Below are 22233 nucleotides of genomic sequence, written 5' to 3'. Positions count from 1 at the left end.
GCTCTGCAGGGTCCATGCGTCGCGGGATGCCTTGACGTCAGAATCTTCCCTGATTAATTGAAGTAGCTCATTGGCTCAATCCCATGACACAAGACGGGGGCGGGAATGCTGACCGGATTTGTGTGTTCACCGTTCACGAAGGTGGGTGGTGAGGTGGGGGAGAAACGGGGAAGGTGCTTGGCAATAGAATTGAGAGCCAGGTGACGTGGTCATTGACGAGGGGAGCCCTGATGCGCATTGCCAGAGTGCCACTGTACCTTGTTGGAATTCTGTTCGCCGTAGTTGTTCTCGATTGTACATCGAAGTCAGGTCTTCGCGCTGATGGCGACGGAGATGTGACGATAGAAATTCCGATGCCTTATGACGTTGTTCGCTCTATCGTAAGTACGGCAGATGTGCCGGACGGTGCAACATGGGACCAGTTGTTGGATCGTGCCGTCGTGACAAAGCGTGTCGCACCGGTGCGAATCTACTTTCAGAACGCTGCCGATGTTAAGTATGAGCACATTACGGAGCTGATCAAGGTGCAGATACTGCCTCTACTCGCGTCCGTACACGAAACGTCGGGGCTGAAGTTCGATTGGGTTCACGACCTGAACGAAGCTGATACAGTGATTGTCTTCGCTGACCGAGCGTCACAGGGCTTGGCAGCTATAGGCGAAGTGCGGTTGGTCAAGTGGCTGGGTCAGCCTCGGGAAGAGTTTGACGCGGGGCTAGAAACTTTTCGTAGCGACGAGAGTGAATGCTTGGGATTCACTGTGGCGCCTGGTGGCATTATCACTCGCGCTGTTGGATTTGTCTCGACCGGCCAATCAGCATCGTCCGAAGAGAACTGCATCGCCAAGAACCTGCTCTATGCCATCGGACTCCGAGGGCCGGCAGATGGCCCATCGGCCAGGAATTTGGATTATTCATCGCGGACAATCGATATCCTGGACAAACTGGGGTTGCAGACTATTTACGGTCGCAATGTTCAACCGGGTATAAAGCTGCGCGAAGTCATTGAGGTAAAATCAGATGAGTGAGCGTCAGACTCCCCGTTGCTGCGCGGCCGGCAAAGTCTGACACGCGTCGGCGGTGCGTGCGACTAGGGATAGAGGTATATCGGACGCGCCTTAGCCCGCCATCGCCACCGCGATCGCGGCACCCAAGCGTGCGTTGTTCCGCACGAGCGCGATGTTGGCCACCAGCGAGCGGCCTTCGGTGAGGGCCGCGACACGCTTCAGCAGAAAGGGTGTGAGCGTCTTGCCGCGATAGCCGGTGGTGTCGGCTTCGACCAGGGCGCCCTGGATCTGGCGGTCGATCTCGGCGGCGGGGATCTCGTCGGCCACGGGGATCGGGTTGGCGATCACCAGCCCGCCTTTGAGGCCCAACTCCCATTTGGCGCGCATGACGGCGGCGATCTCGGCGGCGCTGTCGGCGGTAAAGGGCGATTTGTGGCCGCTGTCGCGCGAATAGAAGGCCGGGAAAATGTCGCTGCCCATGGTGATCACGGGGACACCGGCGGTCTCGAGGTATTCGAGCGTCAGGCCGATATCGAGGATCGATTTCGCCCCGGCGCAGACCACCGCCACATTGCTTTCCGCCATCTCCTCGAGATCGGCCGAGATGTCGAAGCTTTTGGCTGCTCCCCGGTGCACGCCGCCGATGCCGCCGGTCACGAACACCTGGATGCCGGCCATGGCGGCGATGCGCATGGTGCTGGCGACCGTGGTGGCGCCGTTGCCACGGGTCGCGACCAGGACCGGTATGTCGCGGATGCTGGCCTTCACCATGTCCGGCGATTGTGCGACGCGCTGCAATTCCGTTTCCGACAGGCCTACCTTGAGCCGTCCGTCGAGAATGGCGATGGTGGCCGGCAGCGCACCACCGGCACGGACCAGTCCCTCGACTTCTTCCGCCGTCACCAGGTTCTGCGGGAAGGGCATGCCATGGGCGACGATGGTCGATTCCAGCGCGACCACCGGTCGGCCAGCCTTGAGGGCTTCGGCGATTTCCGGGGCGATGTCGAGATAGGGGTTCATGATCGCTCCTTGGTTCATTTGCTCGCGGCGGCGACACTGGTCAATGAATGCACCGCGCGGGCGGCAAGTTCCTGGCCCATGCGCGCAGCTTGCGCAGCGCTCTTGCCGCGCGCAAGGCCATAGGCGAAGCCCGCCACCATGGCATCGCCACCACCGGTCACGTCACGCACCCTGGCCCGCGATGCCGTCGGCAGATGCACCGTGAAATTGATGTCGTCATGGGCCGAGGAAAGATAGCAGCCGGCGGCACCCAGCCCCACCAGCACATGGCGCACACCGCGGCGGTGCAGCAGCCGCATGGCGCGCTTGAGGGCGGCCTCGCTCTTGACCGGAAAACCCACCAGCGCCGCCAGCTCATCACGGTTGGGCGTCACGGCATGGATCGGCAGGCCTGAGCGGAGCAACGAGGCGAGGCGCTTCGCCTTGGGGACCGAGACCGGCTCGACGATCAGCGGGATCTTCGCCTTCGCGGCAATCTTCGCGACCTCGGCCAATGCCTCGGCGCTGAGATTGCAATCGGCCACCAGCAGCCTTGCCGCCGCCAGCTCTGCCCTGTGGCGGGCGATGAAGCGCGGCGTAATGGCGTCGATGAGGCGCATGTCGGCAACGCCGATCACCATCTCGCCCTGGCGGTCGATCACCACCGCATAGGTGCCGGTATTGCCCTTGGCCCGGGTGGTGAGCCTCATGTCGATGCCGGCAGCAGCCGAGCCTTCGATGAGACGGGTGCCGGCATCATCGTCGCCCACCACCGACAGCAAGGCGACGGGTGCGCCGAGGCGCGCCAAGTTCTCGGCGATGTTGCGCCCGACTCCGCCCAGGCTCAGCGAACTCGCACCGGGATTGGAGGTGGCGGCCACGGTTCGCCCCGCGATGACGCTCTTGATGTCGAGATTGGCGCCACCGATGACGATGATGCTCATGATGTCACGCCGCTGCCACAGGCTTGGCGCTGGCCGGCTGGTCGAATTGCAGTTCCGCGAGGCGCGCATAGAGCCCGCCCTGGCGGATGAGCTCGGCATGGGTCCCGATGGCGTCGATGCGGCCCTTTGTCGAGCACCACGATGCGGTCGGCCTTCAACACGGTCGCCAGGCGGTGGGCGATCACCAGCGTGGTGCGGCCGACCATCAATTTGTCGAGCGCTGCCTGCACCAATTTCTCGCTCTCGGCATCCAGGGCCGAGGTCGCCTCGTCGAGCAGCAGCAGGACCGGATTGCGCAGCACGGCGCGCGCGATGGCGATGCGCTGCCGCTGGCCGCCGGAAAGGCGCACGCCGCGTTCGCCGAGATGCGTGTCGAAGCCTTGTGGCAGCCGATCGAGGAATTCGCTGGCATGGGCCGCATCGGCGGCCTTGCGGATGGCTGCGTCATCGGCGTCTGGCTTGCCGTAGCGGATGTTCTCGGCGGCGGAGGAGGAGAAGATCACCGGGTCCTGCGGCACCAATCCCATGGTGGCGCGCAAGGCTTCCGGCACCACATCGCGGATGTCGATGCCGTCGACTGAGATGGCGCCGTCGTCGGCATCATAAAAACGCATCAGCAATTGCATGATGGTGGTCTTGCCGGCGCCGGACGGGCCGACGATGGCGACCGTCTCGCCGGGGGCAATCTCGAGGTTGAAATCGTCGAGCGCCTTGGTCTCCGGCCGCGACGGATAATAGAAGGTCACATGGTCGAACTTGACGCGGCGGGTGAGGGGCTGCGGGAGGTGCTTCGGCAAGGCCGGCGCCGAGATGATCGGCCTCGTGTTGAGGAGCTCGATGATCCGCTCCATGGCGCCCGCCGCCCGCTGCAGATCGCCGATCACCTCGGTGATCGCGCCGAGCGATCCCGCCACCACGATGGCGTAGAAGACGAAGGCTGAGAGCTGGCCCGCGGAGATATCGCCCGCCAGCACATCGGCGCCACCGATCCACAGCACGATGCTGATGGCGCCGAAGATGAGCAGGATGACGAGGCCGGTGAGGAAGGCACGGGCACGGACCCGCTGTGTGGCGGCGTCGAACGCCTCCTCCACCCGGCCACCGAAGCGCTTGCGCTCTTCGACCTCATGGGCGAAGGCCTGGACCGTGCGGATGCCATAGAGCGATTCACTGGCATCGGCCGAGACCTCGGCGATCTTGTCCTGGGAGAGGCGCGACAGCACGCGTACCTTGCGGCCATAGATGATGATCGGCGCCACCACGAAGGGCACCACCAGGAAGACGAGGCCGGTGAGCTTGGGGCTGGTGATGAACAGCATCACCGTGGCGCCCACCATCATGATCGTGTTGCGCAAGGCGATCGAGGCAGAGGAGCCGACCACGGTCTGCAGCAAGGTGGTGTCGGTGGTGAGGCGCGAGATGACCTCGCCGGTGCGCGTCACTTCGAAGAAGCCGGGGCTCAAGGACACGATATGGTCGAAAACCGCCTTGCGGATGTCGGCCACCACGCGCTCGCCCACCCAGGTCACGAAATAGAAGCGGGCATAGGTGGAAAGCGCCAGGATCACGGTGACGCCGAACAGCGCCAGCACCGTTTGATCGAGGATATGCGGATCGCCGAGGCCAAAGCCGCGGTCGACCAGATAGCGCATGCCGCTGCCCAAAGCGAGGACCGTGCTCGCCGAGACCAGCAGGGCGATGGTGCCGCCCACGACGCGCAGGCGATAGGGGGCGACGAAGCGCAAGAGGTCGCTGAGGCGCCGATATTCGCGCGAGATCGGCCGGTCTGGGAGAGGTGCACCGCGCGCCATGGCGTGTCAGGCCGCGCTGATGAGGGCGGGGAGGCCCAGGGGCTGCCCCAGGACAGCGGCCAGTTCAGTCTCCAGCCGGTCGTGGAGTGGCTCGCCGCCGCGCGTCGGCAGCCAGGCGCCGCTGGCCGGGTCCGGCTTGAAATGGGCCGCACCGCTCTTCGGGCTGGACAGCCAGATTTCCTGATTGGCACCATGCTTGTTGACGACATAGGTGCCGCCGTCTTCGAGCTTGATGGTCAGGACCGGGCCCTGCAGCTCGATATCGTCCAGCACATCCTCCATCGCATCCTCGATGGCCCGGGTCAGGCGCTGGAGGGTTCTTGTGGCCAGGCGGTCGAAGTCGGAATCGTCCATGCGGCATACTTTCTGTGGTCGGCCCTGGAATAACCGCCCCGGGACGGGGCCGCAATGGCTATTGTCAGCGTGTCGTTAACCATAATCCGGGGCGACCCAGCGACCATATCCCTGCTTGCCATATGGGGCCCCCTTGGTTATAAACCGGCCAAATTCGCCCAAGGGTCTACCCCAAGGGTTCATTCCCATGGGTATCGACTAGGAGTTTTCGCCATGAAGGCCAACATTCATCCGAACTACCACGAGATCAATGTCGTCATGACCGACGGCACCAAGTTCAAGACCCGCTCGACCTGGGGCAAAGAGGGCGACACGCTCAACCTCGATATCGATCCCAAGTCGCATCCGGCCTGGACCGGCGTTCATCGCCTCCTGGATTCCGGCGGCCAGCTCGCGAAGTTCAACAAGCGCTTCGCCGGCATCGGTCTCAAGAACAACAACGACTAAGACGGCATTTCATGCCGCAAGGTTCGAAAACGGCCGCCCCTCGGGGCGGCCGTTTGCGTTCGGGAATGGCATCAGCCCTGGATGACGGGCAGAGGGGCGGCCTCAGACCACCGGCTCGAAGCCATCCGCTGTGACCCGGGCGAGTGTCCCGGTATGGATGTCAAAGCGGAAGCCGTGAAGGGCGAGCTGCCCCCCCGCCACCCCTGATTTGATCCAGGGGAAGGTCAGGAGATTGGCCAGCGACACGCGCACCACTTCGGCCTCGCACAGGTCGAGCCGCGAATGCCCCTCTTCTTCATGGCCATGACGATGCGCCGCTGCGTCGAGGGCGGATTTGGCAATGCCCATCCAGGGGACGACAAAATCCTGTGCTTCCGCGGGTGCCCCCTCGACGATGGCCTGCACTCCGCCGCAGCGCGCGTGGCCCAGCACGACGATGCGCGCCACCTTCAAGACGCGGACACCGAACTCAAGGGCGGCGCTGGTGCCATGATAGCCGGCATCGGGCAGGTAGGGCGGTACCAGCCCCGCCACGTTGCGCACGACGAACAGCTCGCCGGGGCCCGTGCCGAACACGGTCTGCGGATCGACCCGGGAATCGGAGCAGGCGATGACCAGCGTTTCCGGTCGCTGACCGCGCTTGGCCAGCGCCTGGTAACGGTCTCGCTCGGCGGGCCAGGTTTCGGTGCGGAAACGGCGATAGCCAGAGATCAGTCGGTCCATATCGATCCTCACGAAATGATGCCGGATTTGGTGGGTCGCGTCCGCCACAGCGAATAGAGCACACCGGCCGCCAGGATGGCGAAGGTGACCCCCAGCGACCAGGAGGCCGGGAACTTCTCCCACCCAAGGAGGTCGGCCACGAAGATCTTCGACCCGATGAAGACCAGTAGAATGGCCAGCGCCTGTTTGAGGTAGGCGAAGCGATGCAGGATCGCCGCCAGAGCGAAATAGAGCGCCCGCAGACCCAGGATCGCGAAGATGTTCGAGGTGTAGACCAGATAGGGATCGGTGGTGATGGCGAAGATCGCCGGCACCGAATCCACCGCGAAGATCACGTCGGCGATCTCGATCAGCACCAGGGCCATGAACAGGGGTGTCACATAGGTAACAATCCGCCCGGTCTTCTGGTCGGCCTGCCGCACGAAGAAGTTCTGCCCGTGGAGCTGCTCAGTCACCTTGAACTTCCGGCGCATGAACTTCACGACCGCATTGTCGGCCAGATCCGATTCCTTGTCGCCCAGCCACAGCATCTTGACACCCGTGGCGATGAGGAAGGCGGCGAAGATATAGAGCACCCAGTGGAACTCACTGACCAAAGTGGCGCCGAAACCGATCATGATCGCGCGCAGGATGATGGCGCCGAGGATGCCCCAGAACAGGACGCGGTGTTGATACTGCCGCGGTATAGCGAAGTAGGTGAAGATGAGGGCGATGACGAAGACATTGTCGAGTGCGAGGCTTTTTTCGACAACGAAACCGGTCAGATATTCGACACCGGCCTGTGGTCCCAGTTGCGCCCAGACGAAACCGCCGAAGCCGAGACCCAGGGCAATGTAGACGGCCGACAAAGCGAGGCTCTCGCGCGCGCCGATTTCGTGATTGTCCCGGTGCAGGACGCCGAGATCGAAGGCCAGCAGGGCGACCACGATGCCGATGAACCCGAGCCACATCCAGAGCGGCTGGCCGAGGAAAAGTGTTCCGATCAGAAAATCCATGATGCTCCCCAAAATAAGTATGAGGGGCAGCTCGCGGCACAGCGATCATCTGGACGTCTTCTGGGAGGACGTTCCGGACCCGGCATCGAGCTCACCCGATGCGGTCCGACATCACGACGTCGTAAGCGACATCGTCAGAGGGGCCCGGCCCGCTGGGGAGAAGTAGTAGCCGCCCGGTGGCGTTGCAACCCCTCCCCAGCACTTTTTTTCAGCTGGATTGTCGTGAATGGGACCTCAGGCGACGACGTCCTGCGGCTCAGGAGCGCGCTTGCGACCCGTGACCATGGCCCGCACCAGATTTTCCCGGTGGCGGAAGCCGGCGATGATGACGCCGGCCACGTGGAGCCCGACCAGGCCGAGGAGGGCATTGGCCAGGGCCTCATGGGTTTCCTCGACCCATTCGACACCCCAGAAGGCATCGGTGGTGTAGAGCCAGCCCGTGAGGCAGAGGGCCGCCATGCAGCCGATGAGCGCCAGGATCATCAGGCCGCCGGCCGGGTTGTGGCCGAGATAGCGGCGCTCCCGTCCGGTGAGGATATCGCGCAGATAGGCGGCGACGGTGCCGGGCGACCGAACGAACTGGGCAAAACGGGCGTAACGCGTGCCCATCACTCCCCAGGCGAGCCGGAAGGCGATCAGCGCTGCTGCCGCGTATCCGGCCCATATGTGGAGATCGTCCCATTCATCGGCGCTGAGCCAGGCAATCGCAAAGCTGGCTACCAGACACCAATGGAAGATCCGTACCATGGGATCCCAAACCCTGACCGTCGTGGCCCTGACCGTCGCCGCCATGATCTGCGTCCTTACTTCGACTTGACGACGGTGAGGGTCTTCGGATCGAAGTAGCTTTCCATCCGCGCGCCGCTGGCATCGGTGCCATAGACTTCGTAGCAGCCTTCGTCGATCTTCACTTTCTTGATCTTCCAGCCTTCGGCCTCGAGCTTCTTCTCGAGCGCTTCCTTCGGCTGCCATTCGGCCTCGGGCACGCTGCACAGATCGGCCGCGGCGGCCGAGCCGGCGCCAAGGACCGTGGCGACCAGGCCGGCGAAGAGAACATTGGTGAGAAGCTTGCGGTTCATGTGTAACCTCGTTGGATGAGTTGCTGACGAGCGGCACCATGACCCGTCAAACTGAAGCCAGACTGAAGGCACACAAGATATTTCTTAAGCTTGCCGTAAGCTCGCCACTCGAAGATGCGGCCTTCCGATGGAGTGAGGCGAATGCGTGTCCTGTTGATCGAAGATGAGCCCAGCCTGGGGCAGGCGGTCCAGGAACATGTCACCGATGGCGGCCACGCCGTCGATCGGGTGCTGCGACTGGATGACGCGGATGCCGCGTTGCGTGCCGTTGATTACGGCCTGGTCCTGCTCGACCTGCATCTGCCCGACGCGTCGGGCCTCGATTTCCTGCGGGCGCGGCGACGGCGCGGCGATACAAGGCCGGTCATCATCCTCACCGCGCGAGACCAGATCCGCGACCGTATCGACGGCTTGAATGCCGGTGCCGACGACTATCTGGTGAAGCCCTTCGACCTCGACGAGTTGAAGGCGCGCGTCGCCGCGGTGGCGCGTCGCTATACCGGCAATCCCAGTCCGATCCAGCGTTTCGGCGCAATCGAGATCGACCAGGCGTCGCGCCAGCTGAGCCGTGACGGCAAGAGAATTGAGCTCACCGGCCGCGAATGGGCAATTCTCGATCAATTGCTGCGCCGTCCCAACTCCCTCGTCAGCAAGGAGCAGATCGAGGAAGCGCTTTATCCCTTCGGCGCCGAGATCGAGAACAACACGATCGAGGTGCATGTCAGCCGGCTGCGCAAGAAGCTCGGTCGCGATTTCGTCACCACCGTGCGCGGTGTCGGCTATCGGCTGGGGCAGGCGTGACGGCGCGCTGGAGCATTTCGCGCCGCCTGGTGCTGGTCCTCACGGCGGGGCTGGGCCTGCTCTGGCTGGGCGCTGCGGCCCTCTCGACCATCGCCACCATGCATGAAATCAACGAGGTCCTGGACAGCGCCCTCCAGGAAACCGCGCAGCGCCTGCTGCCGCTGGCAACCTACGATCTCGCCGAGCATGAGGAAGAGGGCGGTCATCCGATCGGCGATGATGTGCCAGGCCATGAAGAATATCTGATTTATCAGATCAGGGATGCCGACGGCCGCGTTGTGCTGCGCTCCCACGATGCGCCGGCGAACCCGTTCCCGGTTCCGCTGGTGCCCGGTTTCGTGGATCATGACGATCGCCGCTTCTATACCGAAATCGCCGGGGACAGCGGCTATGCCATCCAGATCACGGAAGTCTCGGCACACCGGACCGAGACCATGCTGGACAGCCTGTTCTTCCTCGCCGCACCCATGCTGCTTCTGCTGCCGCTCGCCGGCATCACCATCTTGTGGACCGTCCGCCGCAGCACGACTGCCCCGATCCGCACCATGCGCGAGGCCATCCGCGCCCGCAGCGGCAGCAATCTCGACATGATTTCTGATGACGGCATGCCGGTCGAGCTGGCGCCGATCGTCAAGGACGTCAACCGGCTGCTGGAGCGCCTGGGGCTGGCCTTGGCCGGCGAGCGGGCTTTCGCCGCCAACAGCGCCCATGAACTGCGCACCCCGGTGGCCGCGGCCCTTGCCCAATTGCAGCGGTTGAACGCCGAGCTCGGCCCCTCGCCGCATCGGCAGCGCATCGAACAGATCATCGCCGCCTTGCGCAGGCTCGGCAATCTGGTCGAAAAAATGCTGCAGCTCTCACGCGCGGAAAGCGGCATCGCCATGACCGGGGAGCGGGTCGACCTGTTGCCAGTGCTGCGCTTGCTGCTGGATGAGTTCGACCGCAACGCGGCCTGCGGCGGACGCATCCGGCTCGATCCGCCCCACGTCGCAACCTGGATGGCGCAGATCGATATCGACGCCTTCGCCATCGTGCTGCGGAACCTGCTCGACAATGCGCTCAATCATGGCGCTGCCGATAAACCCGTGCGGGTGTTCCTCGATCACGCGAATTGCCTCCACGTGGTCAATGAGGGTGCGGTGGTGCCTGCTCCCGCCATCCCGCGCCTGACTGATCGCTTTGCCCGTGGCGACACCATGGCCCAAGGCTCGGGCCTTGGCCTTGCCATTGCCGATACGATCATGCGGCAGGCCGGCGGCAAGCTGGAACTGCATTCGCCGGCGATGGGAGAAGTGGATGGATTTGAGGCGGTGATCTGTCTGGCGGTAGATTGACCAGCGCGCCTAGGCTTGTCCGCTGCCGCGTTCGGGTGGCCAGGAACCGCTTTCGCCGGGTTGAGTCACGCGCTTGCTGACCTGGGCGTCAAGATGGGCGATGCGCTGGTACAGTTCGAGGCTGCGCGCCATCAGCTTCTGAAAATCGGGCGGCATGGTGCGCATGTCATCGGTTGTGTCGCGGCCGCAGAGTGTGTGGCCACCCAGGCGCCGTTCTGGCGACAGGGCTTCATCCAGCGTCAATTCCCCGGTCAGGACGGCGCGATGGGTGAGCAGCCAGGCCAGCGCCTCGGTCAGACGCGAAACAAGGCGCATGGTTTCAACTGAACTCGCCAAACCCTGGTCGATGCTGAGGCCCCGCGTGTCGGATTCCGCGCGGTCGCTGAGATAGCGGCGCGCATCGACGAGAAGACCCATCGTCTCCGACATGGTGCGGTCATAAAACTCGATCGTGGCCATCGATCGCCAACTCCGTCAAAAGCGTGCCTGCTGGTCTGGTCCGGACTTTCTTCTGAGTAGTAAATGCCGGACCAGCTCTTCTATCTGAGCATGTACGGCCTCACCCGTTAACAGACATTCCAACCAGTTAAGAAAAAGTGATGATTGGGCCTTGAAGGGCAAAAACGCACAACCCAATTAGTGGATTGTCGGAACGCCGCGGCAAGCGGGTGCCGATTTTCGCCGGGCCGATCCCAAGGATGGCCCAGTCAATGTTCCATGTTGCTCATCGGAGGATATGGCTATGCGTAGTTTTGATCTCACCCCCCTTTTCCGTTCGTCGGTTGGTTATGACCGCCTGTCGCGCCTGATGGATTCAGCCGCGCGCGTCGACGAAGCCCAACTGGCCTACCCCCCTTACAATATCGAGCAGGCAAGCGAAGATTCCTATCGCATCACCATGGCAGTGGCCGGCTTCACCGAAGCCGAACTGACCATTACGGCGCAGGAAAACCAGTTGCTTGTCTCTGGCAAGCCGGCCAAGGACGAACAGGCCAAGACCTATCTGCATCGCGGCATCGCCGGGCGCGCGTTCGAACGCCGCTTTGAGCTTGCGGATCATATCCGCGTTGTCGGGGCGGATCTTGCCAACGGGCTGCTGCATATCGACCTGAAGCGCGAAGTGCCGGAAGCGATGAAGCCGCGCACGATTGCGATAACGGCGGCCAAGAGCCAGCCCAAGGTGATCGACAGCCAGGCTGCCTGATCCATCGCATCAGCCTGAAATAGCGGAGGGCCGCTAACCGGTTTCCCGGTTGCGGCCCTCTCAATTTTGTAAAGCCTCAGACCTGTCTAACTTGTCGCAGCCGAAAGTTAGGAGGGGGAGCTTCACCCGTCAAGCCAGATTCGCGCAGCCGTAACACAGCGCGCGCATTCGTGATGCAAACTCTTAAACCTGATCGATTGCGTCGTGATTAGACGGCACAAAATTCATTTGTGCAGAAACAAATCCGCCGGCCAATTAGGCCGGCGGCAAGTTAGACAGGGAGGCATGAAACTGGATCGGAGAGATCCAGGAGAGGAAGGACGAGGTCCTTCCTGACTGCCAAAATAGGCCCCTCGCGTGAACAAACGGTTAACAAAATCACGTTTATTTGCACGTTTTCGGGGGATATTTGCAAGTTTTCAGGGGATATTTTCCTGAACAGGCATTCAGCTCTTGAAGAGGCTGGCCGCGGCCGAAAGATGCTGCTTCTTTTTCGCGATATCCGCCTCGATCCGAGCGATCTCTTGCCTCAGCTCCCCGATATAGGCCTGCAACTCCTCGACACCCATCGGGTCTAGATTGCGCAATTTGGGCCGTTTGGTCTTGGGGTCGAGATCGTCGGTATCCATGGCAGGGGTCTTTCGCTGTTCCTCAGAGCCAAGTCTAGACGCGGGCCTTGCCAATTGCCATGGCGGGCGGCTAGGGGATGTGACCCAGCACGAAGGATCCGCCATGACCTTGCCAACCGAGATGACCGCGATCGAGATCAGCAGCTTTGGCGGACCCGAGGTGCTGCGCCCCGCCAAACGGCCCTTGCCGCAGCTGGGGCCGGACGAGGTCCTGATCAAGGTGGCGGCGGCCGGCATCAACCGGCCCGACATCCTGCAGCGCACGGGTGGCTATGCACCACCGCCGGGTGCCTCGGACCTGCCGGGTCTGGAAGTGGCGGGCGAGATCGTCGCGGTCGCGGCTGGCGTCAGCGGCTGGCATGTGGGCCAACAGGTGGCGGCGCTGGTGGCGGGCGGTGGCTATGCCGAATATTGCGCGGCACCCGCGCCGCAATGCCTGCCCGTGCCTGAGGGCTTCGACATGATCCACGCAGCGGCCCTGCCGGAGACCTTCTTCACCGTCTGGACCAATGTGTTCGAGCGCGGCGGTCTCAAAGCCGGCGAGACCTTCCTGGTCCATGGCGGGTCGAGCGGCATCGGCACCACGGCCATCCAGCTGGCGCACCAGTTCGGCGCGCGCGTCATCACGACGGTTGGCAGCGATGAGAAGGCGGCGTCCTGCAAGCAGCTCGGCGCCGATATCGCGATCAATTACCGCAAGGCGGATTTCGTGGCCGAGGTGCTCGCTGCCACCGACAAAAAGGGCGTCGACCTCATCCTCGACATGGTGGGCGGCGATTACATCAACCGGAACCTGGCGTGCCTGGGGATGGATGGGCGGCTGGTGATGATCGCCTTCCTGCAGGGCGCCAAGGCCGAGGTCAATTTTGCGCAGGTCATGGTGAAGCGGCAGACCATCACCGGCTCCACCCTGCGGCCCCGCTCGGTCGCCCAAAAGGCCGGCATCGCCAAGGCCTTGAAGGCGGAGGTCTGGCCGCTGCTGGAGGCCGGCAAGGTGAAGCCGCTTATCTACAAAACCTTCCCGCTGGCCGAAGCCGCGGAAGCCCATCGCCTGATGGAATCGAGCGCTCATACCGGCAAGATCGTTCTCACGGTTTAGCACGTATTTTCAATCGGTTAACTGCAAGCCCGGCACCTTGCCGAAAGATTGCCCTTGGCAGGTCCGGGGGGTGGATGCTATTTGCCTCTGTGAAGAGCCGTGTTCGGCGCCGATCTGCGGCGCCCCGGCCGTTTTTCCAACATTGGTCAAGTCGTTGCTTGACCGCCCGACGGGGTTGCCGCCCCGTTGGCGAAGAGGAGTAGTCATGACCCAGATCCTGATGCCCAAAGCCACCGCCGTTTGGCTGATCGACAACACCGCGCTGTCCTTCGAGCAGATCGGCGCCTTCACCAACCTCCACCCGCTGGAAGTGCAGGGGCATCGCCGATGGCGAGGTCGCGGTCGGCATCGTGGGGCAGGACCCGATCGGCAACGGCCAGTTGACGCCCGAGGAGATCAAGCGCTGCGAGGCGGATACCAGCGCCCATCTGAAGATGGCGAAGTCCGACATCCCGCAGCCCCTCACCCGCACCAAGGGTCCGCGCTACACGCCGGTCTCGAAGCGCCAGGACAAGCCCGACGCCGTGGCCTGGCTCATCCGCCATCACCCGGAACTCTCGGACGCGCAGGTCTCGCGCCTCATCGGCACCACCAAGCAGACCATCGCCGCCATCCGCGACCGCAGCCATTGGAACGCCGCCAATCTCCGCCCGCGCGATCCGGTGCTCCTCGGCCTATGCACCCAGACCGACCTCAACGCCTCGATCCTCAAGGCCCGCAAGGCCGCCGGCAAGCCCGCGACCCTCGACCCGCTGCCGGGCCACGAAGTGCATGAGGAGCACACCGAGCATCACGGCGACGACCAGGGCAGCCAATCGCGCTGGGGCGATCTCTCGGCGCTGTTCCCGACCAAGGGGTAGGTCCCCAGCGGAAACGCGACACGATCTAAAGAACGGTGCCAGGATAACCTTGGCGCCGTTTCCATTTGGCGGTATGTCGTGATTTCTTTCGCGCAGTTCAGCGCGCTAGTTGAGCGACTTCAGGTATTGTCGTGCTTTCCGCTGCCGGCATCTCGCGAAGCGGGATGTAAAGCGTGAATGTGGTGCCGTAGCCGAGCATGCTGTCGACGGCGATGGCGCCGTTCCAGCTGCGCAGGATGCCGAGGACGACCGACAGGCCAAGACCCGTCCCCACGCCCAACGGCTTAGTCGTGAAGAAGGGTTCGAAGATGCGCATCTGTGTCGCCTTGTTCATGCCGCTGCCCTTGTCGGTGATCGAGACCGTCGCATAGGGAACGTCCCTGCGAAGTCCGAGGGTCCGTATCTGGTCAGCTGAAAGCAGTGCTTGCCCCAGCTCGATATCGATCGTGCCCTTGTCGCCAGTCGCATGGGCAGCATTGATGATAAGGTTGCTCAACACCTGGGTGAGTTCGGTCTTGTTGAACACGGCCATCTGTTCATCTGCGCCGAACCTGGGGCGGAGCTCGATCCCAGGGGGTAGAAGGTCGCGGATGAATTTGAGGGTGGCTACTACTTCGGCGACGAGGTCGGCTGTCTGCAGGCTGGCTTCCTCCTTCCGGGCAAAGAGCAGGATCTTGCGCACGATGTCGCGTGCCTTCTTCACGCTGTCGACGATGACATCGAGAAATTCCTGCGCATCCAGATCATCCGCGGGCACGCTGTCGCGCACGAGTTCGGGCAGGGTAAGGGCTGGCTGCAGCAGATTATTGATCTCGTGAGCCACGCCACCCGCCAGCTGTCCCAAGGCAGCCAACTTATCCCGTTCTGCGACCAATGAGATGCGGCGACGCGTTTCGGTAACATCGGTCTGAATGGTCACAAGACCACCGTCCGCCATGCGGCGCTCATGGATTTCGAACGATCGGCCGTCGGGGCGCGTTTGTTCGCTCCGGACCGGTTCGCTGCCCACGGCGCGCCGCTGTGCGATCCGCGCCTTCATCCAAAGAACCGTATCCTGTCCTTCCAGGTCGTGATCGCCGAGCTTTACCGCGAAGTCTATGAGTTCCTCATAGGTGACGCCCGGCTTGGCATAGAGCGTGGTCGTCTCAGAGAGTGCCCGATAGGCGGCGTTGCAGACCACCAGGCGGTCCGCGGCGTCAAACAGCACAAAGGCCTCTGGCAGAGTTTCGATGGCATCGGCGAGGCGCGCTTCGCTGGCCGCGAGGGCTGCGGTACGCAGTGCCACATCGCGCTCCAGATTGTCGCGGTGATGCTGCAGTTCTACCTGGGCGGCCTTCCGTTGCTCAATCTCGGCTTTCAAATTGGCCATTTCGCGCGCGGCCTGCCGCGCTGCACGGGATGCCAGCTGGTCGTCGAGGATGGCACCGCCAAGACAGAGCGACAGGATCAGAAGTATGACAGTTGAGACTGCGACAGCCAGGACGTCCGGACTAACCAGCGCCGGAGGCACCGGCATCGTGGGATCATAGGTAAAGCTCATGGCCGTTATGCCCGTGAAGTGCATCGCGCAAATCGCCAGAGTCAACATCGTCGCGGCGGTCAGGCGGCTATTGATGCCCGTTCTGGTCGACGCGATCCAGGTGGCAAGACCACCGCCCACAATGCCGAACAGGAGGGATGCCATCACGTAGTCGGTGTCGTACGCGATCGTCCCCTGAATTTTCCAGGCTGCCATACCGATATAATGCATCGCACCGATACCGAGACCGATCGTGGCCCCGCCGATACGCTGCATATGCCGGCCCGGCCTGACAAAAAGTTCGATGCCGAGGCCGGCGAGAAGAATGGCCACAAGGATGGAGGCAAGAGTAAGAGGAGCGTTAAAGCGATGCGGTATGTCCGTGGAATAGGCCAGCATGGCGATGAAATGCGTGGCCCAGATGCCGCTGCCTACGGCGAATGAAGCAGCTACTTTCCACCAGATTCGCACGCCGACCGCCGCCTCAGCACTGCGCGCAATGAGGCTGAACGCCGTGAACGACGCCAGGAAGCAGATCACGGCGGCGGCGAGCACAAGGCGAAGGTCGTGCTGCGCTTCTATGCAGTTAAAGACTCTAAACATACAGGCTGTCCTCACAGGGACATTTTGGAATTTCCAAATATCAATCTAGGTCGAACCCATGCTTACGACATTGCAAGGGTTTCACGATTGAGTTGCGAACCCGTTAAGGCGTAGGGCAGAAAATCTAGACTCACATGGTCGGCTATACGCGGAAAAACCAGCGCATGAAGAACCTGAAGAGCTATTTTATTCCTAGGACCTCAACTGTGATGCAATCGCGCGCAAACATCTTGTTAACATTTTGCGCGTAGCCTGAGGGTGTGGGTTCCCTAGCATCTCCAATCTTCGTGTGCGTACGCACAGCACGCCCAAGACGAATGATACCTCGGTAAAGGACTTCCAAAAATGAAACTAGGCGATCTACGCACACGATCGAAGCTGTTCATCGCTTACGGGCTGTTCCTGCTGCCGTTGCTGTTCCTGTTCTACGTCGTGATCAGCAACAGCTTCGCCAGCATCAATTTCGCACAGAAGGAACTGAGCGGCGCCAAATACATCGTTGCGCTGCGGGAAATTCAGGATGCCATCCTGCGCGAAGATGCCAAATTGCCGAATGCCGAACTGGCCGATCGGATCGCTGCGGCGGAACTTGAATTTGGCGAAGGCATGAGCAGTGGCGGGGTCGCGGCGGCCGCTGTCGCCGCGCTGAAGGCCGAGCCCGACCCCGAACGCCAAGCCGTCCGCAGCGCCCTCCGCTCTGTCATCTCGAAAGTGACCGATGGCTCCAACCTCACGCTGGATCCGGATCTCGATTCCTTCTACATGATGGATGCAGTTGCCTTCAAGGTACCGGACGCGCTCGACCGGTTCTATGGGCTTGCCGCCCTGACGGCCAGCTTCGCCGGCAAAGCAACATTGATGCCGGAGGAGCAGTCGGAATTCCTGGTCCAGGCGGGCAGCTTCGCGCCCGTTCTCGATGGGCTGGCTGGGTCGCTGGCGGTGGCGTTCGCGGCCAATCCACAGGTCGCCACCGAGCTTGCCGATGACAAGCAGAAGATGGAAGTGACCACCCAGGAGATCATGGCGGTGTTACGTAAGGCAGCGCTCGATGACCGTTCGGCCGCGGCGCAGGCGCGCGGCCAGATCGCGCCGGCACTGGACGTCCTCACCACGCTTGGCGAGGCAGGACAGGCTGAACTAATCCGGTTGCTGGATGTCCGCATTTCGGGGCTTAGAACTACGCTCATGATCAATCTTGCGTTTGCCGGTGTGCTCTTCATCGTGGCCGTTGTCTTCATCCTGGTGGCCATCCAGAAGGGTGTGGTTGGGCCACTCGACCAACTCACTTCCATCATGGGACTCCTCACCAAGGGCGATCTTGCCGTCGAGATACCGCGCAGCAATCGCCGCGACGAGATCGGCGCGATGACGGAAGCCGTGCTGATCTTCAGGCAGAACGCTGTCGACAAGCTCAACCTGGAAGCACGTGAGGTCGAGCAGCGGGCCTTGAAGGCGCGGCGGCAGGAGGAAGTCGATCAACTCGTCGGCTTTTTCGGGCGCAGCGTATCGGGCACGTTCGATACGCTGGCAGCGGCGTCGGCCGACATGGCGCGAACGTCCGACGCGCTGCAGAACTCGGCCGGGGATACCAGTGCCCAGGCGCAACTTGTGCTGGTTGAAGTGGGGCAAACATCCCAGACCGTGCAGACAGTTGCCTCCGCCTCGCAGGAACTGTCGGCCTCGATCGATGAGATCGGTAGGCAGGCCAGTGAATCGTCGCGCATATCCTCCGCGGCGATGCAGCAATCTGAGGATGTCGTCCAGAAGGTCGATGAACTGCGCGATGCCGCTCAGAAAATCGGGAAGGTAGTTGAACTCATCAATAACATTGCCGGCCAGACCAATCTGTTGGCGCTCAATGCCACGATCGAAGCGGCCAGGGCCGGCGAGGCGGGCCGGGGCTTTGCCGTGGTTGCGTCCGAAGTGAAGACATTGGCCACCCAAACCGCCGCAGCAACCGACGAGATCGGCGGGCATATCGCGGCAATCCAATCGGCGACGGCCAGCACCGCTGACGCCATTCAGGGCATCACCGGCACGGTCCGGCAGGTCAACGAGATTGCCGTTTCCATCGCATCGGCCGTGGTGGAGCAAGGATCGGCGACTCAGGAAATCGCGCGCAGCGTCGATCAGGTGTCGGCGAGCACCGCTAGCGTGGCCAACAGCATGGAGCGGGTCAGCGGTGCCGTCAGTGAAAACAGTGCGAGTGCGGCCCAGGTGAAGAGTACCGCGCAGACACTTTCATCCGAGTCAGAAACCCTCAGCGGTGAGGTGAAAGACTTCCTTAGTGCCCTGCGCAACCTCGCCGACGGGCAGGAGATGCAAAGCTACGATGTCAATCTTTCGGCGTCGGTAACTGAGAACGGCAAATCTACCTCCGGCAAGGTCGTCAAGCTCTCGCCGGGCCTCGCGACATTCGCCGGATCGCTGTCGGTATCGCCAGGTTCGCTGCTGGAACTCAGGATCGAAAGTATCGAACGGGTGCTGCGCGCCCGCTTCGTCGAGGCGTCGAACGGCATTGCGCAGTTGCAATTGCCGCTCAGCCACGAACAGCTGACCTATATGGGCCAGGTGCTGGCCAGGCTGAATTTTAAACCGGGGGCCTGAGCGCGCGCCCATAGATCATCCAAGGAGGCCGATATGGCGAATATTCTAGTTGTCGAGGACATGGCAGGCGTGCAGCTCGCCATCAGCAGCATGCTGCGCCGGGCCGGGCACACCGTGGTCATCGCGGCGAATGGCGAACAGGGCATCGCCCAGTTGAAACAGGCGACATTCGAGCTGGTCATTACCGACATGCTGATGCCTGGCGTCGACGGCACCGAAGTTCTGGTCGGAGTCCTCGCGATGCCGAACCGTCCGCCCGTCATCGCGATGTCCGGCGGTGGTGCCGGCGTATCTGCCGAGGCCGCCTTGCTGGCCGCCAAAGTAAACGCCGACGCCTTCCTCCAGAAGCCATTTGAAAAGGCTGATTTGCTGGCGGTGGTCGATCGCCTGCTGGCCAAATCTGCGGCGTGAGCGGGTCGCAGGGAGCACCGTCGCCCGGGAACTGGCGACGCTACCTGCAATCCTTCACCAAAAAACAGGGTCACGAAGAGACTGTGTTGGACCGGTTTTCTTTTCATCGGACCTGGCCATCGCCTAGATGGCGCTCTGCCTGGGGCATGGTGCATCTGGACGGTTCCTCCTTCGCGGCCGGCCGTTGCATGCGAGCCTGCGTGGCAACAAATGCGCGCCGATTGTCCTTGGTCACCCGTAGAATAGGCTGTGGTCCAAGAAATAAGCTCTGGCCCTGATTACGCAGATGCTTGAGCCAACGAAGACACGGATGGCAACGATAGCCAGCATTCGAAACCTAGCATCGGCGTCGGCCTGCATCGCCTTGCTGGCCGCCTGCACGCCGGGGCGGGTTGATTATGTTCATGTGGGGTCCGGCTACGCGCCGCTGCAATATGCCAGAGTTCCCTATACCAAGGCGCTGCTAGCCGATGTCAGCGGCAATCCGTTCGACATGCCGCAGGAAGACTTCAATCGCCTCGTCAATGAGGCCATCCAACCGCCGGGCGTGCAGCAGAGCGAGGCCAGCCCCTATGTCATCCACTTCGCCTTCGGCATCTCGGCGATGAATGTAGAGCATGCCTGCACGGCCCCCGGTCGTACGGGGAAGGGCGGCGGCCACATCGCGGTGACGGCTGCCTACTGCCGGGGCACAGGGTCGGCCCTTACCTATCTGGTCGGCTCGGTCGACGGCATCACCGGGCCGGAGGATCCGCGCTTCAAGCAGTACCTGCGCAGCATCGTCGTCAAGCTCTTCCCGCGCGAGACGGAGGAAACCCGCGACAGAGACGGGTTCTGCATTCCGCCCGGCTGCTGATTTCACGCGCGCAGACCCGCCCGACCGGCCTGTTCTTACTTCAGTGTTGACTTAAGAAGCGCGTGCCGAAGCCCTGAGGCGTAAGGCCCCGCTCCACGCCTCACTTCTCCAGCGCCAGCAGCGCGTCCCGGTACGCTTCTAGGGCTGCCAGCACCTCAGAGAGCAGGGCGGCATCGTGGGTCTGGCCAAGATCGGCGCGGATCACGTCGCAGAGGCCGAAATCGAAGAGCGAGGCCAAATCGTCGCGCGTCTCGTCCCAGGGCCATGAGGGACCAGCCTCGATCATGCGGGCTTCGAGCCGCAGCATGTCGGAGACAATGAAGAGCGTGGTTCTGAGCTTGGCGGCGATGTGCGGCTGGCCGAGATCGGAACTGCGCTTCTCGGCGCCGTGCAATTGCGCGCTGAGGAGATCGCGCCTGGCGGTGACGGTCGCCTGGCGGCGCTTGATCAGTGCCGGGGCATCCTTGGGGCAGGCGAACTGGTCAGACAGATCGTTCAGCCGGTCGACGATGTCGACGACATTGTTCATGCCGCGGAAATAGAGACCAACCAGGACCCGGTGGATCTGGCGTCCGTCGATCTGCCCACGGTGTGCCTGCCGCCGGTCGACAAGATCGGGCTCGGCCGAGAGCGGCAGGATGAGCTTGGTCTGGTGCGCAAAGACGCCGTTGCTGTTGGTGAAGGCTGTGTCGAAATAGGCCGGCCGCCTGGTCGTGAGCACCGCGCCATATTGCTCGATGAGGAGATCGCGCTCGCGGCTCGCGGTCAGCGTCTCGACCCCGCCCCCCGCGCGTGGCGTGCCGTAATACTGCTGCAGGCCCGGGCCTTCCCACTCGATCTCGTACTCGGTGACGGCGCCGTTGAAGCGGATCAGCATGAGGTTGCTGCGCCATCTGGCAAGCGACACGCGGTCGAGATCGCGCGCGGTGGGGAGGCCGGTGGCACCCTTGCTGCGCCACACTTGATAGAGCGACCAGAGCCGCGGCTCCGGATGGATGGGATATGGGTCGAAATCATACGCGGTCGTCATCGCCGTCACCCCTCGCCTGAGAGTTGCCGTGAGCGCCCTGTCTGCGACCTTTATCGCGAGGATGTTAGGTGCCTGGCGCCGGCCGGACCGGAGGTCAAGGCGCGCGCCGAGGGAAAAAATTACCAGACAGTTTCTGCCTGCACCTAAGAGCCGTTCACCACTGTTGTTGCCAAATGTTGCCGTCTGCGAACCTTTCGGTACTCCGCAGGTGCGGGATTCCTTTTAGGAATTTTCGCGAAGGCCGTCAACGTCCCTGCCGTGACTTCTGTGCGCGCCGTCATAGAACGCGGCATTGTTGCACGCTAGGGTGAGGGCATGAATGCGTATCAGCAAAGGGAGTATGCCATGCGGTGGATCGGTCTGACGGTGAGCCTGGCTCTGGCCACGATGCTGGGCGCCTGTTTCATTCAGCATCCGGCACCGATCGGCGTTGCGGAAGGTGCGCAGGCTGGCGAATGGAGTGGCGTCTGGGTGGCACAGCCCAATCGCGACGGCGAGGAACCGGGCTTTTTTCGCGTGACCGATGTCGATCCGGCGGCGGGCCAGTTCGAGGTCGAGGAGGCCGATGCCGACGGCACGGGGCAGGGCGACAAGATGGAACTGCGCTTGCGCCGCGTGGGTGAGCAGCGTTTCCTCGATGTGCGCGAGAAGACCGACGGGCCGTGGATGCTGTTCGTGGTGGAGAGTGCCACGGCGGACGAGATCGTGCTCGCCTGGAAACCGGCGGCGGCCCCCTTCGAGGCCGCCATCGCCCGGGGCGATTACCAGGCGACGCTCACCAAGAACAGCGACGGCGATGTCTCGGAGATCGTCATGGCGAATTTGAACGAGGCCGAGGCAAAGCTGCTCGCCGCCAATTGGCGCGACCTGTTCGTCGCCGAACGCATGACCATGCGGCGCATGGCAAGTGCGGATTGAGGGGCT

The 22233-nt window shown here is 62.6% G+C and carries 21 protein-coding genes and 2 pseudogenes; 11 read left to right on the top strand and 12 right to left on the bottom strand.

All coding sequences use genetic code 11. The features are described from left to right. Nucleotides 1-230 precede the first annotated feature (230 nt). A complete protein-coding gene (locus tag IPK59_09245) occupies nt 231-1025 on the top strand; it encodes a hypothetical protein (protein MBK8158923.1) in 795 nt (264 codons plus the stop codon). A gap of 90 nt (nt 1026-1115) precedes the next feature. Here the strand turns inward: IPK59_09245 and IPK59_09240 are convergent, their stop codons facing one another. The 4 genes and pseudogenes from IPK59_09240 to cyaY all read right to left on the bottom strand — a co-directional run bounded on the left by IPK59_09240 (nt 1116) and on the right by cyaY (nt 5112). After that, a complete protein-coding gene (locus IPK59_09240; GenBank protein MBK8158922.1) occupies nt 1116-2042 on the bottom strand; it encodes a pseudouridine-5'-phosphate glycosidase in 927 nt (308 codons plus the stop codon). Beyond that, the gene (locus tag IPK59_09235) at nt 2039-2947 is read right to left on the bottom strand and encodes a carbohydrate kinase family protein (protein MBK8158921.1); all 909 of its coding nucleotides are present in this window, start codon (nt 2945-2947) and stop codon (nt 2039-2041) included. Before IPK59_09235 ends, IPK59_09240 begins: the two co-directional genes overlap by 4 nt. A 4-nt stretch (nt 2948-2951) precedes the next feature. Continuing rightward, nucleotides 2952-4758 (bottom strand): annotated as a pseudogene (locus IPK59_09230) (ATP-binding cassette domain-containing protein). 6 nt (nt 4759-4764) lie between these two features. Continuing rightward, on the bottom strand, nt 4765-5112 hold the full coding sequence (cyaY, locus tag IPK59_09225) for an iron donor protein CyaY (GenBank protein ID MBK8158920.1): 348 nt from the start codon (nt 5110-5112) through the stop codon (nt 4765-4767). Between the two features lie 213 nt (nt 5113-5325). Here cyaY and rpmE point away from each other — a divergent pair, with 213 nt between their 5' ends. Then, nucleotides 5326-5559 carry a 50S ribosomal protein L31 gene (gene rpmE / locus IPK59_09220; protein MBK8158919.1) on the top strand — a complete coding sequence of 78 codons (234 nt, stop codon included), beginning with the start codon at nt 5326-5328 and terminating at the stop codon, nt 5557-5559. A gap of 102 nt (nt 5560-5661) precedes the next feature. Here rpmE and IPK59_09215 read toward each other — a convergent pair whose 3' ends face one another. The 4 genes from IPK59_09215 to IPK59_09200 all read right to left on the bottom strand — a co-directional run bounded on the left by IPK59_09215 (nt 5662) and on the right by IPK59_09200 (nt 8356). After that, a complete protein-coding gene (locus IPK59_09215) occupies nt 5662-6282 on the bottom strand; it encodes a carbonic anhydrase (GenBank protein ID MBK8158918.1) in 621 nt (206 codons plus the stop codon). 8 nt (nt 6283-6290) lie between these two features. Beyond that, complete coding sequence (locus IPK59_09210; protein MBK8158917.1) at nt 6291-7277, bottom strand: TerC family protein; 987 nt, start codon at nt 7275-7277, stop codon at nt 6291-6293. A 234-nt stretch (nt 7278-7511) separates the two neighbouring features. Further along, nucleotides 7512-8069 carry a cytochrome b/b6 domain-containing protein gene (locus IPK59_09205; protein MBK8158916.1) on the bottom strand — a complete coding sequence of 186 codons (558 nt, stop codon included), beginning with the start codon at nt 8067-8069 and terminating at the stop codon, nt 7512-7514. A gap of 11 nt (nt 8070-8080) precedes the next feature. Further along, complete coding sequence (locus tag IPK59_09200) at nt 8081-8356, bottom strand: PepSY domain-containing protein (protein ID MBK8158915.1); 276 nt, start codon at nt 8354-8356, stop codon at nt 8081-8083. Between the two features lie 141 nt (nt 8357-8497). Between IPK59_09200 and IPK59_09195 the strand changes: the two genes are divergently transcribed. Together IPK59_09195 and IPK59_09190 are read left to right on the top strand one after the other, a co-directional pair. Then, nucleotides 8498-9157: a response regulator transcription factor gene (locus IPK59_09195; GenBank protein MBK8158914.1), complete on the top strand. Its 660-nt coding sequence runs from the start codon at nt 8498-8500 to the stop codon at nt 9155-9157. After that, nucleotides 9154-10491 carry a two-component sensor histidine kinase gene (locus tag IPK59_09190; GenBank protein MBK8158913.1) on the top strand — a complete coding sequence of 446 codons (1338 nt, stop codon included), beginning with the start codon at nt 9154-9156 and terminating at the stop codon, nt 10489-10491. Before IPK59_09195 ends, IPK59_09190 begins: the two co-directional genes overlap by 4 nt. A gap of 9 nt (nt 10492-10500) precedes the next feature. Here IPK59_09190 and IPK59_09185 read toward each other — a convergent pair whose 3' ends face one another. Then, a complete protein-coding gene (locus IPK59_09185) occupies nt 10501-10950 on the bottom strand; it encodes a DUF1465 family protein (protein MBK8158912.1) in 450 nt (149 codons plus the stop codon). Between the two features lie 283 nt (nt 10951-11233). Here IPK59_09185 and IPK59_09180 point away from each other — a divergent pair, with 283 nt between their 5' ends. Further along, nucleotides 11234-11695 (top strand): Hsp20 family protein, encoded by a 462-nt coding sequence (locus IPK59_09180; GenBank protein MBK8158911.1) that lies wholly within the window; start codon nt 11234-11236, stop codon nt 11693-11695. Nucleotides 11696-12141: 446 nt separating this feature from the next. Here IPK59_09180 and IPK59_09175 read toward each other — a convergent pair whose 3' ends face one another. Beyond that, the gene (locus tag IPK59_09175; protein ID MBK8158910.1) at nt 12142-12324 is read right to left on the bottom strand and encodes a DUF1192 domain-containing protein; all 183 of its coding nucleotides are present in this window, start codon (nt 12322-12324) and stop codon (nt 12142-12144) included. Nucleotides 12325-12445: 121 nt separating this feature from the next. Between IPK59_09175 and IPK59_09170 the strand changes: the two genes are divergently transcribed. Next, nucleotides 12446-13423 carry an NAD(P)H-quinone oxidoreductase gene (locus IPK59_09170; GenBank protein MBK8158909.1) on the top strand — a complete coding sequence of 326 codons (978 nt, stop codon included), beginning with the start codon at nt 12446-12448 and terminating at the stop codon, nt 13421-13423. A 205-nt stretch (nt 13424-13628) separates the two neighbouring features. Beyond that, nucleotides 13629-14283 (top strand): annotated as a pseudogene (locus tag IPK59_09165) (DUF1013 domain-containing protein). 97 nt (nt 14284-14380) lie between these two features. Here IPK59_09165 and IPK59_09160 read toward each other — a convergent pair. Next, nucleotides 14381-16357 (bottom strand): PAS-domain containing protein, encoded by a 1977-nt coding sequence (locus IPK59_09160; GenBank protein ID MBK8158908.1) that lies wholly within the window; start codon nt 16355-16357, stop codon nt 14381-14383. A 393-nt stretch (nt 16358-16750) separates the two neighbouring features. On the opposite strand from IPK59_09160, the gene IPK59_09155 reads away from it, so the two are divergent. The 3 genes from IPK59_09155 (at nt 16751) to IPK59_09145 (ending at nt 20279) form a co-directional block, all read left to right on the top strand. After that, entirely contained in the window at nt 16751-19012 is a 2262-nt protein-coding gene (locus tag IPK59_09155) for a hypothetical protein (GenBank protein MBK8158907.1), read from the top strand. Between the two features lie 33 nt (nt 19013-19045). Beyond that, nucleotides 19046-19423 (top strand): response regulator, encoded by a 378-nt coding sequence (locus IPK59_09150; protein MBK8158906.1) that lies wholly within the window; start codon nt 19046-19048, stop codon nt 19421-19423. 310 nt (nt 19424-19733) lie between these two features. Continuing rightward, nucleotides 19734-20279 (top strand): hypothetical protein, encoded by a 546-nt coding sequence (locus IPK59_09145; GenBank protein ID MBK8158905.1) that lies wholly within the window; start codon nt 19734-19736, stop codon nt 20277-20279. Between the two features lie 100 nt (nt 20280-20379). On the opposite strand, the gene IPK59_09140 is transcribed toward IPK59_09145, so the two are convergent. Continuing rightward, on the bottom strand, nt 20380-21309 hold the full coding sequence (locus IPK59_09140; GenBank protein MBK8158904.1) for a hypothetical protein: 930 nt from the start codon (nt 21307-21309) through the stop codon (nt 20380-20382). A gap of 345 nt (nt 21310-21654) precedes the next feature. Here IPK59_09140 and IPK59_09135 point away from each other — a divergent pair, with 345 nt between their 5' ends. Then, the gene (locus IPK59_09135; protein ID MBK8158903.1) at nt 21655-22227 is read left to right on the top strand and encodes a hypothetical protein; all 573 of its coding nucleotides are present in this window, start codon (nt 21655-21657) and stop codon (nt 22225-22227) included. Nucleotides 22228-22233 lie beyond the last annotated feature (6 nt).

It is taken from the genome of Rhodospirillaceae bacterium, from assembly GCA_016712715.1.
Classification (GTDB): Bacteria; Pseudomonadota; Alphaproteobacteria; order Dongiales; family Dongiaceae; genus Dongia.
The sequence above is the reverse complement of the archived record's forward strand: the minus strand, read 5'-3'. Positions and strand labels throughout refer to the sequence as shown.